The sequence below is a fragment of the Streptomyces sp. ATCC 21386 genome (assembly GCF_018728545.1).
Taxonomy (GTDB): domain Bacteria; phylum Actinomycetota; class Actinomycetes; order Streptomycetales; family Streptomycetaceae; genus Streptomyces.
This window is the reverse complement of record NZ_JAAVVL010000001.1, coordinates 109,206-122,132: the sequence shown is the minus strand read 5'-3', so window position 1 is coordinate 122,132 and position 12,927 is coordinate 109,206. Positions and strand designations below refer to the sequence as shown.

The following is a 12,927-nucleotide window of genomic DNA, read 5'->3' as shown; positions in this document are numbered from 1 at the left end:
GCACCGGGTTCGACAAGGCCTGGAGCGCGGTCGTCGACTCGAACGTGACCATGCTTGCTTGGCGATCGCGTCCTTGGCGGCCTGCACGCGGGCCGTCTCCGCCGCGGTCTGCCTCGCGCTGTTGTCCGCGGCGACGGACTGCGCGTCGGCCTGTCGGCTCAAGGTGGCCGTTTGTATCTGCGCCTGCCGGCCCGTGGGGATGTCCGCGAGGAGGGTCGAGCCGCTCGCCGTCGTCTCGGCGTCGTCCGCCCTCTGGCCGCTGTTGCTCTGACCGACGCCCACCACGGCGCCGACCGTGGTGACCGCGGCGGCAGAGGCCACCGCCAATTCCCGGACCAAGTTCCCGCTCACACGTTGTCCTTCCGGCTTCGTCGGATGAAGAGGTTGCGAGGGTTGCGCTTCGCGGGGTTAAGACGGTTGATCGGGCGGGGTGGTGGCAACACGTCGAAGGGCCGCGCGGACGGAACAGGAGGAACAGGAGAAAAAGGAGAAACGGAGAAGTGCAGGCGCCAAGGGCGGCTCATTTACGGCGAACTCACCTCACGGACCCGGCATCTCCACTAAAATCGGGCGACTTCGGTGGATCCGCGAATTGGGCACATGTGGCGCGCAAAACGGATCATCCATGTGCCCGGCGGACCAGGGAGACCCTCAGGTGAACCCGTACAACTCTGCGCCCGCGCAGCCCTCCCCGGCGCCTCCGTCGTCCCCGGCCAGACCTTGGTGGCGGACGACCCGCGCCGCGCTGGGGATCCTCGCCTTGGTCGCCTTCGTCGGCGCGTTCAGTTTCCCTCTCGGGTTTCTCGCGCTGATCGCTGCTGTCGTCCTGATGTGGGTGCTGCCGCCGTGGCGCTGGTTCGCCAAGCTGGGTGCGAGCATCGGGGCCCTGTTCCTGCTGACGATCGGCTCGGGCCTGGGCGGACAGCTGGACGACGCCGACCAGGCAGGCGCCCGGAACGACGCCAAGTCCGTGGCGGAAGCGTCCGGTACGCCGAGCCCGAAGGCGTCCCCGAGCCCGGCCGCCGAGCCCGAGGTGCCCAACTACCGGGGCAAGCCTCTCGACGATGCGGAGGCCGACGCCCGCGACTCCGGATACACCACCGGCCGCCACGACGCGTCCGCCGAGGACCGTTCGATCGTCCTGCGGTCCGGCTGGGTGGTGTGCTTCCAGAAGGCCGACCACGACGACGGACGCAAGCTGATCGACTTCGCCGCCGTCAAGCGGGGCGAGCCCTGCCCCAAGAAGGACGGCGCCAAGATCCCCTGGCCTACGATGCCGGATCTGCTGGAACGGACGTGGCGCGACTCCGTGACGGTGCTGACGGATCTGGGGGTCGATGAGGACGCGATCGACGCCGAGGCGTACTACCTGAACGACGATCTGGCCGAGGGGGATCACGACACCTGGCTCGTGTGTGAGCAGGACCCGGAGGAGGGCGCGGACATCACCGCAGAGGTGACCCTCGGGCTCGCGCACCCCGAGGTCGGCTGCTCCACGGACGGGCCCTACCTCGGAGACAAGGACGACGACGGCCGCCCGGACTACCGCGACCGCACGGACGACCGTGACCACACGGACGCTCGCGACACCGGTTCGAGCGGCGGGAGCGGCACCACCGGCGGGTCGTCCACGAGCGGTGGATCGTCGTCGACCGGCGGATCGTCGACCGGCGGGGGCGGCGCACCGGTCGTGCACCCGGGGTCGTTCTGCTCGCCCCCAGGTGCCACCGGCGTGACCAGCGCGGGTACCCCCATGGTGTGCGGGCCCGGCTCCGACGGACGCAACCGTTGGCGTTCGGCGTGAAGGCACAGGCCATCGAAGGCGCGAGGGCGGGCCGGTCTGCCGGAAGTCTCGGCCTCCGGCAGACCGGCCCGCCGGCTCGTGCGGGTGCTGCGCTAGGCGGCGTCGTGGACCGTGCCGGTGAGTTCCGGGCCCTCTGTCGGGGCTCCCTCGGGGTCGTAGGTCCACAGGTGCCACCTGAGTGACTCCGTGTCCTCGCTCAGGTGGTCGGGGGTCGTGGGCACGGAGACGTCGATGCTCAGGTCGCCCGCGGGGATCTCGGACATGAGGATCGCGCCGTCCGGGAGGGCGGACAGGGGGCGCTCGGGGTCCGGCGCGACCTGGAAGGTCTCGTCCAGCCAGGTCGCGGGGACGTCCTTGGTGGAGAGTTCGGTGCCGGCGGTGACGGGCAGCAGTTGCACGTCCGTCCACATGGTGACGTCGGCGACCGCGGAGAGGCTGATCCGCCAGACCAGCGGCTGTCCCTCGGTGACCCGGTCGGCGACCGGTGTCACGGTCACCGTGGGCTGGGGATCGTCGTTGCGCGCGGTGACGCCGCCCAGGTAGGAGCCGACCACGGCGCCGCGTACGGCCTTGACGGCCACCCGGTGGGGATCGTCGGAGCCGTAGCGGGTGTTGCCCTCGACCGTCACCGGTACGTCGACGCGGGTGCCCGCGCGGACCGTCACCGTGCGCGCCACCGGCCGGTCGCCGCCCGGCTCCTCCACGAACAGCCGGACCTCGCCGCTGCCCGACCCGGAGACCTCGACCGGCACCTGGTAGGTGCGTGTGCCGGAGTCGCCCTCCTCGACGGTCAGGTGGCCGACGTCCACGCGCGCCGGCCGCGCGGGCTCGACGGCCGGGGTGCCGGGGCGCCAGCCGTGGGCGTCCACCAGCCAGGCCGTGCCGGACCCGGTGCGCGGGGTCAGGTGCAGCGTCTTGACGTGGCCGAGGTCAAGGCGCTTCCGGGCCTCTGCTGAGAGCGGTACGCGGACCTCGCGCGCCCAGTAGGAGGAGGTGCGGGAGGTGCCCGGCAGGCCGTCGACGCGAACCCGGCCGAGGGCGGCCCGCCTGCCGGAGGTGTCGGTGAGGGCGACGTCCAGGTCCGTGCCGGTGGTGTTCGGCGGGACGATCACGCGCAGGCTCAACGCCTTCGCGCCGGACAGGGAGACCGGGCGGGCGGGGCTGAGTCCGGTGGTGGTGCCGGCGCTGTTCCAGTTCATGGCCAGCGCGTACCGGTCCGGCTCCTTGCCGGGGGACACCCCGCGCCACTGGGCGAAGTGGGGGGAAGCGGTCCTGAGGTCGGGGTCCAGGCAGGAGACGCCCGGGTCCGGGTCCACCTGGGCGCACAGCCTGCCGCCGCCGCTGACCGTGGCGGAGGGTGCGGGGAGGAACGCCCCCGCGCGGGCGGCGCCGACGGCGTGGGTGGCGACGCGGGCGGGCCCGGCGGAGGCGGCCCGTACGGGGGAACCGTCGAGCAGCGGGCGGGCCCGGTCGTCACCGGCGACGAACAGCCGCGCCGCGGCGGCTATGTACGTCGAGCCCGCCTTCTGCTGCTGCTCGGCGGTGAGCCGGGTGGCGGTGCCGGGCGAGCACAGCGGGTCGTGCTCGTCGCCGCCGTACAGGAAGTCGTCGTTCGCCGGGGCCGTGGCCTGGCCGGGGGTCCACTCGCTGTTGAAGTAGTTGTGGTTCGCGCCGGTCATGTAGACGGCGCTGTGCAGGGCCTTGCCGCGGCTGACGCCTCGGGTGCCGTCGACGTAGAGCTCGCCCTGGAGGTCGATGACGTCTCCGTCGCAGCCCGGCAGGAGCGTCACGGACGGCACGTCGGGTGCGGGGTTCTGGCCGAAGATCGTGGGGCCTATGAGGACGGTTCCGCGTATCGTCCAGCGGGTTTCGCCGTGGTAGCCGTCCTGGTCGGCGGGCGGCGGGGTGAGGCTGTCCAGCGCGGCCCGGTCGGCGCCCTCGCCGCCACGTGAGTGGCCCACCAGCAGCACCCGGCCGAGGTCGGCGCGGGGCGCCCGCCGTACGGCCTCGGGGGCCTCGGACGGGTCGGCGGCCCAGTCCGCCCAGTGCGCGAGGTGCAGCCGTATCAGCGAGGAGCGGGCCTGGGCGCCGGCGTCGGTGGCCTGCCAGTCCTGGGCGTTGACGGAGTTGGCGGATATCGAGACCGCCACATAGCCCTGGGAGGCGAGGAGTCGCTGGTCGTGCTGGTAACCGCGGTAGCTCGGCACCGACTCGTAGTCGGTCGGGCAGGGCCACTCCAGGGTCAGGTCGTCGCCCTTGAAGCAGGTGGCGTGGCGCCCGTGGAGGAACAGGGCCAGCGGGCGACTGCCCGGGGCGTCCTCCGGCGCGACGACCGCGGCCTTCATCTCCACGTCGGTGTCGTAGCCGGGGAGACGGACCGAGGGCAGGGTGTACTCGCCGCTGGTCGTGCGGAACGGGCCTGGCACGCCGGGGTCGACCTTGTGCACGGTCGCCGTCCGTGGCGGGCGCGAGGGATCCGGCGAGCTGTCCAGCTCGCGGCGCGCACGGGCGTCGGCCTTCGCTCCGGCCGCGTCCAGCCGACGTCCCGCGGCCTCGACCCGCAGGTCGTCCGTCCTGCCGAGGCGCACCCCGTCGAGCGGAAGCCGGAAGGTGCGTCCGTCGGCGGCGGGTCTCGGGGTGCCCAACAGGCGTTCCCCGCTGCGGAATTCGACCTGGGCGTCACCCACCGGCACCTTCTCGGGCGAGCGCCACACGAGCTCGGCGGAGTCCCCGGAGCCGGTGGTCAGCCAGCCCTCGGGAAGTCCTGGGGACGCGGGGGCGGACGTCCGCCCGGCCCCCGGTTGCGGCGAGGCCTGCGCCGTCACCGGCGAGGCAGTCGCCAGCGCGAGGGCCGCTGCCACAGCGGCCGTCACGCGCGAGACACGTTTCACTTCTTGCTCCTCCTCGTGGTCAGTGCCCCGGGGCCCCCACGGGTCCCGGGCTCCCCCGACGCACCAAAAGGAGCACATTCGATCACCCAGTTCCACCCCGTTTACCCAACAAGGCACTTGCGATCAGGCGGAGTTGGGCGAATACACGTCAACTGGCGTGCAGACGAAGGCTGTTCAGAGGTCCGCGCCTGCGCCGGCGGACGCGGACCGCGGGGCGGGCGTTCGCTGGGGACGGTGCCGAAGAGGAGGCTGGACGCCGTCGGGCGCCGAGGGGCCGGGCGGCGGCCCGGACGGCCGCGTCGGTGGCGGACCCAGGCCGGCGAGGACAGCGCGAAGGCGACTGATGGCCGGTCGTCCTGCCGGACGGCGTCGAGTCGCTCCGCTGTGACGGCGTGTCATGTCGCGTGCGAGGATGTCGGCCGTGACCGGATCTTCGTCCTTGCCCGGACCTGGTGCCGAGGACAGTCCTCGTGACCGGGGACTGGGTCCCCGCGCCGCCGCCGTGCTCGTGTTCGGGTCCTCGGCCGCGGTCCTGGTCGTCGAGATCGTCGCTCTGCGGCTGCTGGCGCCCTATCTCGGTCTCACCCTGGAGACCAGCACCCTGGTGATCGGCATCGCCCTCACGGCGATCGCCGTCGGCTCCTGGCTTGGCGGGCGCCTCGCCGACCAGGTGGATCCACGGCGGCTCATCGGCCCCTCGCTCGGGGTGTCGGGAGCGGTCGTGGCGCTCACCCCCGCCGTACTGCGCACCGCCGCGGAGTGGGCACCGGCGTTGCTGCTGCTGACCGCGTCGTCGGCGATCCTCGTGCCGGGCGCGCTGCTCTCCGCGGTGACACCGATCGTGACGAAGCTACGGCTGACCAGTCTCGCCGAGACCGGGACGGTCGTCGGCCGGCTGTCGGGCGTCGGCACCGTCGGCGCCATCGTCGGCACCGTCCTCACCGGCTTCGTCCTCGTGTCGCGGTTGCCGGTCAGCGGGATCCTGATCGGCCTCGGCACCCTGCTGGTGGTCGGCTCGGCGGTGGTCGAGTGGCGAACCCGGCGGTGGAGGGGGCGAGTCACCCCCGCGCTGGCCCTCGCGGTCGTCGCCGGCGGCCTCGGCACGGCGGTCGCGCCCGGCGGCTGCGACGCGGAGACCAGGTACCACTGTGCCCGGGTCGTCGCGGACCCCGACCGGGACAGCGGCCGCACGCTCGTGCTGGACGGCCTGCAGCACTCCTACGTCGACGTCGACGATCCGACGTTCCTGGAGTTCGCGTACGTGCGCGCCATCGCGTCGGCCGTCGACACCGCCTTCCCCGAACGTGAGCCCCTGACCGCGCACCACCTGGGCGGCGGCGGACTCACCCTCCCCCGCTACCTCGCCGCCACGCGGCCCGGGACGCGCAGCCTCGTGTCCGAGATCGACAGCGGGGTCGTACGCATCGACCGCGAGCGGCTCGGGTTGCGACAGGGCGCCGGGATCGACGTACGCGTCGAGGACGGCAGGCTCGGCCTGCGGGCGCTGGCCGCCGACAGCCGGGACCTCGTCGTCGGGGACGCCTTCGGGGGCGTCAGCGTGCCGTGGCACCTCACGACGGTGGAGGCGATGGCCGACGTACGGCGGGTGCTCGTCCCGGGCGGCCTGTACGTCGCCAACCTCATCGACCACGGCGGGATGGACTTCGCGCGTGCCGAAGTGTCCACCCTGGACGAGACCTTCGAGCACGTCGCCGTCATGGGCGAGCCCGCCGACATCGGCCTCGACAGGGCCGCGAATTCCGAGGGCGGCAACCTGGTGGTGCTCGCCTCCGACCGCCCTCTCGACCTGCGCGCGACGCAGAAGGCGCTGGACGCCCGGCGAACCGGCTGGCGGACCACCACCGGTGACGACCTCACCTCCTGGATCGACGGCGCCCACCCCCTCACCGACGACTACGCCCCCGTCGACCAGCTCCTCCAGCCGTCCACCACACGACGCGGCGACTGATCACTGAGAGATGGCCGACTGAAGTACCCAGGCACGAACACCAATGGGGGGAGCCCTGTGTCACGTCGAGCCGTGGTCCTGGAGAAGGAGCTTCCTCTCCGTATCGAACGGCCGTTTCTTCTCTGGTCCTACGAGGTGTCCCATCGCCGACTCGTGCTGCGGTCGCGACCGGGAGCCGGAGCGACGGGTGGAGCGGTGGGCGGGGCGGTGAAGGTCGAGTTCCTGAACGTGCTGGGCATGAAGGTGAAGTCCCAGTACTCCCAGCTCCTGATCTCCCCCGCGCCCGCCCCCGGTACGGCCGCCGCCGTCGACATCGACGCGTTCGTCAGCGTCCCGGACCGGCATCGGTCCAAAATCACCACGCTGCTCGTGTCCGACGGGGCGGAAGACGGATTCGTCATCTGCGGCGCGCTCCGCGTCCGCGAGAGCTGACGGGACGCGTCTACCGCGCCTACCGCGCCTACAGGCCGATCGGGTTAAGGTACGTCGCCGGGCGCGTGGCGGCGTCCTGCTTGAGGATCTGGCCGCCGAACGGCCACGTCAGGGTGAAGTGCTCCGTCTCGTTCGGCGGCGTGACCAGGAACTTCGACGGGACGAACTTCTCCGCCCGCGGCGTGGACGCGGCCACCGGGAGCAGCGTGATGCTGAAGTCCACCGTGTCGCCCTTCTCCAGGGTCATCTTCGGGGGCTTCTGGGAGGAGCGCACCAACGACCAGGTGCCGTCGGTCGTCTGGGCACCGACCATGTCGACCCCGGCGAAGCCGGACAGCGTGCAGGTGCGCTCACTCCGGTTGGTGAACCAGATGTAGGCCTGGGTCTGCTTCTCGGTCTGGTCCATCTCCGGCTTCGCACCGTCCCCCAGTGCGAAGCCGGCCTTGAGGTCGGCGGTGTGACAGCGGGTCGGCGCAGCCTGGGCGGCGGAGGCCGGTGCGGCGGCAGCGGCGGTGCCGACGACGACGATCGCCGCCAGGGTCATGGCGGTCAGCTTGCTCTTCATGGACTGTCGGGTTCCCCTCGCATACGAAGCGGCGCGCAAGGTCGGTGCGCGCCTGCCCCCCTGTAGATGCGGGCCGCACGCAAGAGGTTCGGTGAGGGCAGGGAATCTGTGCGACGATCACCCGGGTTGACTCAATTCCAGTCATCTACATGTGAGTTGACGCCTCAAGGCGTACCTCCGCCCACACCGTCTTGCCCACCGGGCGTCGAGGCTCCGATCCCCAGCGCGCGGCCAGGACGTCCACCAGCAGCAGCCCTCGGCCGGACTCGCCCTCGGGGTACGACGAGGGCGAGGCCGTGCGTGGTCGCTTCGCGGAGGCGGCGTCGGCGACCTCGATACGGACCAGGCCCGCCGCCAGGTCGAGGGCAAGCCGGAGACCGAAGTCCCGTCCGGGGACCCGGCCGTGCCGTACGGCGTTGGCGGCGAGTTCGGCGACGACGAGAGCGACGCTGCACGACACGTCGGACGCGGCCGGGTAGCCCCACTCCTCCATGCGCCTGACGGCGAGGTGCCGGGCAAGCCGCGCACCTCGCGGGGAGGAGACGAACCGCTGGGCGACCACGGGGAGTCCTGGTTCGTCTGCCGGGGTGGTCGTTGCTGTCAGCACGGCTGGCCTGTCCTTGTCTGTCGAGCTGAGACTTCTCGCGGCGTACGCGATTCGTCACGTTCCGTGTCCAAGAGTCGTCCGATCGCCCTACGCTCGACAGGTGACGCAGCCTTACTTTTCAGTCCGTAAGGAACGGAAGTGACGCTTTGGCCAACGGAATTGATCCCAGCTCGTCGATGGCGGCGCTGTTCGGCGCGCGGGTGCGCAGGCTCCGCACGGCGGCCGGACTGACGCAAGCCGAGCTCGGCGACCGGACGCACGTGGTGAGCACGCGGATCACCCAGATCGAGCGGGCGTCCGGAGCGAAGCCGACGCTGGAGCTGGCGCGGGCGCTGGACGCGGCCCTCGGCGCGGACGACCTGTTGGTGGATTTGTGGCCGTACGTGTACCGGGAGGCGTTTCCGGACTGGTCGCGCAAGTTCATGGAGTACTCGGCGCGGGCGGTGGTCATCCGGCAGTACGCGGCACATGTGGTGCCGGGTCTGTTGCAGACCGAGGACTATGCGCGGGCTGTTCTCAGCTTGGACGCTCTGCTGGACGGCGAGGAACAGTTGGATGAGCGAGTCACAGCCCGTATGGGGCGGCAGGAGAGGCTGAGTTCCCCCGGGCGGCCGGAGCTGTGCGTGATCCTGGACGAGGCGGTACTGAGGCGTCCGATCGGTGGCCATGCCGTGATGCGGAAGCAGTTGGCGCGACTGCTCGACGCTGCCACGGAACGTCACATCGCTGTGCAGGCACTGCCGTTCGACCAAGGTGGGCATGAGGCCATGGGCGGCTCGCTGACGATCCTGACCCTGCCGGACGGCTCAGAAGTGGCCTACACAGAGGGTTCGGACTATGGCCAATTGATCGAGGAACCAGCCAACGTCAGCCGCTACAAGGTGATTTACGATCGGCTGCGGGCGGCAGCCCTGCCCCCGGTCATGTCAATCGACATGATCCGGTCCACGATGGAGGGCAACTACCGTGGCTCGAATCTCCCCTCTCGATCTGAACGGCGCCGCTTGGCGCAGGAGCAGTTACAGCAATCAGGCGGGGGGCGACTGCGTGGAGGTGGCCGACGGGTTCCGGGAGGCCGTCGTCCCGGTCCGTGACAGCAAGGTCCCGTACGGTCCGGCGCTGTGCTTCGAAGCCGCCTCCTGGGCTGCCTTCATAGGCGAGTTGAAGGCCGCGCACCGGCACCGCCCCTGAGGCGGCCGGGTACTGGTCGCCGTCCGTCTTCCGGGCTCACCGGGCCCTTGTCCGCGAGGGTCCGGCGGGCCACTGACCTCCCCAAAGAACCGGGGGAAAGAACTACCCGCCCACCCACCCTCCCTGGCCGCGAGGCCCGCGTCACCCGTCCGGGTGACCGGCTTGCAGGCGGAGGATGCGGACGGTTACGTTCGCCGCGACAACCGCACAAAGACTTCGGCCCCCGGCCGGGACTGGCATCCCGAACGAGGGCCTGACCGATCAGGAAGAGCACACTTCCCGATGGCTGACTCGCAGTCTAACGCGCGCCTGCGCGCCGACGCCGGAGTACCCACCTCCGGCGTGATCCACGTACGCACCCGGCTGACGGCCGACTTCACCGTGATCTCCAACTCCCTCGCCCAGCGAGGCGGCAGCGCGGTCACGATCGGCGTCGCGACCTACATCTCCTCCCTGCCCACCGGAACCCCCGTGAGCATCACCGCCCTGTGCGCGCACTTCGACGAGGGCGAGATCCTCATCTCGCGAGCGCTCAGGGAACTGGAGGAGGCCGGATACCTGCAACGCCGCCGCGAGCGAACACCCACCGGGCAGGTCCGCACCCGGACGTACTTCTACGACGTACCCGGCGGCAAGCCCGACCCGGATCCCGGCGGATCTCCCAGGCCGCCCAAGCCTCGTCACCCCCGAAAGCAGCCCGCCGAGGCCACGCCCGCACCCGCGTCCGCGTCCGGGGCCGTGCGGGACACAGTGGAGACGCCCGTACAGGCGGAGGAGAAGACGGACCAGGCAGCGGAGCCGGAAACACAGACCGAGACCGAGACCGAGTCCAAGCCAGAGGCACCGGCTCCGCTCTCCGACGCCGACCCCCGAGCCATCGCCGTACTCGCCGGCCTCCGCCGGGTCGACCCCCGTCTCGTCCTGTCCGAGCGGGAAGCCGCCCGCCTCGCCCCTGCCGTCACCCGGTGGCTCACGGCAGGCCTCCTGCCCACCCAGATCACCGACCACCTCACCGCACGCCTCCCGGCAGACCTCCTCGTCCGCCCGGCCGGCATCCTCGCCTACCGGCTCAAGGAGACACCCCTGACCGCACCGGCACCGGCGACCGGAAGTCCCCAAACCCCAGAACGCCCGGTGATCCTGGAAATGCGGAACTGCGACGGCTGCGACCGGGGCTTCCGCTCAGCGGGACACAGCCACTGCCGGGACTGCCGCTCCCGGAACCAACTCCCCGCCACCGGCTGAGCCGGTGGCCGGGTGTGCGGTCGACCCGCAGGTGGGAGGCTTGGTGTGGCACGATGCGAAATCTGACGCCAAGAGGAGGTGGGACATGGTCGACAGGTTCACGGACGGGCTTCTGACGCCCACGGAAACGGCTTCCTACCTTCAGATTCCTCAGTCGACCCTCACCTCGTGGCTGAAGGGCAAAGCCGCTGGAGCACCACTGGTCCACCAGGTGGAGCCGGTGCGGAAAGGTCAGCCTTCGGTGCCGTTCATCGCGGTGGCCGAGGCACACGCCCTGCGTTCCCTCCGTTCTCTGGGGCTCCGCATGAGCGAGATCAGGGAGGCGGCTGCCGCCGTACGGGACGCTCTCGACACTCCCTACGGCCTCGTCTCCAAGAGAATCGCCACGGACGGGGTGGACATCTTCATCGAGCACGGCTGGGGGATCTCCGCAGTGCCCGCGACGGCCAAGTCCCCATCCACGAAGTCGTCTCCGACTATCTCCGCTACCTCACCTGGGAGCCGGGCGAGGACTTCCCCTCCAGCCTGCGGCTGAGGCAGTACCCGGACTCCGTCCCCGTAGTGATCGACCCGAGGTTCGGCCACGGTCTCCCTGTCGTGGCCGCGAACCGCGTCACGGTCCAGGCGATCACCGACCTGTGGGAGGCCGGGGAAACCGTCGAGGACATCGCCTACGACTACGACATGACGCCTGAGCAGGTGGACGCGCTCTGCCAGGCAGTGGTGCACCTTGTCGCCTGAGTCCTCCCGCGAATTCTTCCTCGACCGGAATCTCGGTCGCCGTGTGGCAGAGGGCCTGAGAGCCTGCGGGTGGACGGTTCACCGCATCGGGTCGTCTTCCCGGACGACGGCCAGGACATCCCGGACGAGGAGTGGATCGCGCACGGTCTCGACCGCTCCTGGGTTCCGCTGTCGAAGGACGGACGGATCAAGACCCGCGACCTGGAGATCCGACCGGTCCTGGAACGCGAGGCAGTGCTGTTCTGTCTGGACAACCAGCAGCTTCGCAGCGCCGAGATGATCGATCGCCTCTCCATGAACCGGAACGCGATCCACCGGGCGATCGAGAAGGGCGGGCCGGCGGCCTACGCCGTGCGGCACGACCGCATCGAGCGCACCTGGCCGTGAGGGGCTGACGCAGGAACCCGGAACATTCAGGGTCGGTGTCGGGCCGATGCCCTTTCTGCCCTCGGAGTTGCCCCGAAGGGCAGGCCGGAAGAATCCGCTCCGGCGAAGCAACCCCTTTCCCCGTAGATCCGTTTTAACAGTCGACCGAGTCACATTCTGTCGACTTCCGGAGGGTGAAGAATTTCCATGAAAGACATCACCAAGCGGGCGGCCCTGGCCGCGACGACGACCCTGGCACTGACGGCCTCCCTGACCGCCCTCACCGCGACGAACGCGTTCGCGATCAATGAGGTCGGCTGTGGCCGGAGCGACTTCGTGCAGGTCACCTACCACCAGCCCGGTCGCTCCGACACCAACGTGTGCTTCGCCAACGCCGGAACGGCTCCCCTGCCCGGCAACTCGTGGATCACCCGCATCTCGACCGGAAACAACCGCGTCCAGTGGTTCGGGGACGCGGCATGGCAGCCCGCCAACGGAATCAACAAGTGGAACGTGATGACCTGGCCGAATCACCCCGGCGGGGTGAGCGCTTCCTGGATCAAGATCCTCTGAAACGCACGGCAATTACCCGAGTGCAGGCCCGGCGAGCACGAAAAGCCCGGCCGGTGACCACAATTCTGAAAGGCGTCGAATTCCATGAGAAACATCGCCAAGCGGGCGGCTCTGGCCGCGACGACGACCCTGGCCCTGACCGCCTCCCTGACCGCCGTCACGGCCACGGAGGCGTTCGCGATCAACACGGTGCCGTGCGGCCCTAGCGAATTCCTGCGGATCACGGTCCACACGACCGACTCCGGCGGCCCCTACGACTGGTGTGTCGCCAACGCCGGCACGTGGGACATGTCGGGCGCCAACATGTGGCTGCACCGGATCTCCACCGGCAACAACCGCGTCCAGTGGTACGGCGACGGAAGGTGGCAGCCCGACACACCGATCGCGAAGAACACCGTCTACACCTTCTCGAACCACCCGGGCGGCGTGCGGATGGACAAGTTCAGGATCCTCTGAACCACCGGCACCGACGGGACGGCGATCCTGCCCGCACTGACCCGGTTGCCGTCCCGCTCGACCCGTGGCCCTCGCCTCCGGCCCATA

General features: G+C 70.5%; 15 protein-coding genes. 12 read left to right on the top strand and 3 right to left on the bottom strand.

Going from position 1 to position 12,927, the window contains the following annotated elements:
* Nucleotides 1-58: 58 nt before the first annotated feature.
* Nucleotides 59-271 carry a hypothetical protein gene (locus GWK25_RS00555; protein ID WP_215447830.1) on the top strand — a complete coding sequence of 71 codons (213 nt, stop codon included), beginning with the start codon at nucleotides 59-61 and terminating at the stop codon, nucleotides 269-271.
* A 384-nt stretch (nucleotides 272-655) separates the two neighbouring features.
* Nucleotides 656-1,804: a hypothetical protein gene (locus GWK25_RS00550; RefSeq protein WP_215447829.1), complete on the top strand. Its 1,149-nt coding sequence runs from the start codon at nucleotides 656-658 to the stop codon at nucleotides 1,802-1,804.
* A gap of 92 nt (nucleotides 1,805-1,896) precedes the next feature.
* On the opposite strand, the gene GWK25_RS00545 is transcribed toward GWK25_RS00550, so the two are convergent.
* Nucleotides 1,897-4,695, bottom strand: coding sequence for a hypothetical protein (locus GWK25_RS00545; RefSeq protein ID WP_215447828.1), 2,799 nt, complete (start codon nucleotides 4,693-4,695; stop codon nucleotides 1,897-1,899).
* A 421-nt stretch (nucleotides 4,696-5,116) separates the two neighbouring features.
* On the opposite strand from GWK25_RS00545, the gene GWK25_RS00540 reads away from it, so the two are divergent.
* Entirely contained in the window at nucleotides 5,117-6,664 is a 1,548-nt protein-coding gene (locus GWK25_RS00540; protein WP_308404139.1) for a fused MFS/spermidine synthase, read from the top strand.
* A gap of 57 nt (nucleotides 6,665-6,721) precedes the next feature.
* Entirely contained in the window at nucleotides 6,722-7,096 is a 375-nt protein-coding gene (locus tag GWK25_RS00535) for a hypothetical protein (protein ID WP_215447826.1), read from the top strand.
* Between the two features lie 28 nt (nucleotides 7,097-7,124).
* On the opposite strand, the gene GWK25_RS00530 is transcribed toward GWK25_RS00535, so the two are convergent.
* Together GWK25_RS00530 and GWK25_RS00525 are read right to left on the bottom strand one after the other, a co-directional pair.
* On the bottom strand, nucleotides 7,125-7,661 hold the full coding sequence (locus GWK25_RS00530; RefSeq protein ID WP_215447824.1) for a DUF4232 domain-containing protein: 537 nt from the start codon (nucleotides 7,659-7,661) through the stop codon (nucleotides 7,125-7,127).
* Nucleotides 7,662-7,806: 145 nt separating this feature from the next.
* Nucleotides 7,807-8,268, bottom strand: coding sequence for an ATP-binding protein (locus GWK25_RS00525; RefSeq protein WP_308404138.1), 462 nt, complete (start codon nucleotides 8,266-8,268; stop codon nucleotides 7,807-7,809).
* Between the two features lie 176 nt (nucleotides 8,269-8,444).
* Between GWK25_RS00525 and GWK25_RS00520 the strand changes: the two genes are divergently transcribed.
* From GWK25_RS00520 to GWK25_RS00495, 8 genes are all read left to right on the top strand, one after another.
* Nucleotides 8,445-9,362 carry a helix-turn-helix transcriptional regulator gene (locus GWK25_RS00520; RefSeq protein ID WP_215457109.1) on the top strand — a complete coding sequence of 306 codons (918 nt, stop codon included), beginning with the start codon at nucleotides 8,445-8,447 and terminating at the stop codon, nucleotides 9,360-9,362.
* Nucleotides 9,316-9,459, top strand: coding sequence for a DUF397 domain-containing protein (locus GWK25_RS43095; protein ID WP_308404137.1), 144 nt, complete (start codon nucleotides 9,316-9,318; stop codon nucleotides 9,457-9,459). Before GWK25_RS00520 ends, GWK25_RS43095 begins: the two co-directional genes overlap by 47 nt.
* Before the next feature lie 282 nt (nucleotides 9,460-9,741).
* Nucleotides 9,742-10,704: a hypothetical protein gene (locus GWK25_RS00515; protein WP_215447822.1), complete on the top strand. Its 963-nt coding sequence runs from the start codon at nucleotides 9,742-9,744 to the stop codon at nucleotides 10,702-10,704.
* An 85-nt stretch (nucleotides 10,705-10,789) separates the two neighbouring features.
* Entirely contained in the window at nucleotides 10,790-11,239 is a 450-nt protein-coding gene (locus tag GWK25_RS00510) for a hypothetical protein (protein ID WP_251830806.1), read from the top strand.
* Between the two features lie 62 nt (nucleotides 11,240-11,301).
* The gene (locus GWK25_RS43090; RefSeq protein WP_308404136.1) at nucleotides 11,302-11,445 is read left to right on the top strand and encodes a DUF433 domain-containing protein; all 144 of its coding nucleotides are present in this window, start codon (nucleotides 11,302-11,304) and stop codon (nucleotides 11,443-11,445) included.
* A 69-nt stretch (nucleotides 11,446-11,514) separates the two neighbouring features.
* Entirely contained in the window at nucleotides 11,515-11,832 is a 318-nt protein-coding gene (locus tag GWK25_RS00505) for a toxin-antitoxin system, toxin component, PIN family protein (RefSeq protein WP_308404135.1), read from the top strand.
* Between the two features lie 186 nt (nucleotides 11,833-12,018).
* Nucleotides 12,019-12,384, top strand: a complete 366-nt coding sequence (locus GWK25_RS00500; RefSeq protein ID WP_184905965.1) for a beta/gamma crystallin domain-containing protein — start codon at nucleotides 12,019-12,021, stop codon at nucleotides 12,382-12,384.
* A gap of 84 nt (nucleotides 12,385-12,468) precedes the next feature.
* Nucleotides 12,469-12,840: a beta/gamma crystallin domain-containing protein gene (locus GWK25_RS00495; protein ID WP_215447820.1), complete on the top strand. Its 372-nt coding sequence runs from the start codon at nucleotides 12,469-12,471 to the stop codon at nucleotides 12,838-12,840.
* Nucleotides 12,841-12,927 lie beyond the last annotated feature (87 nt).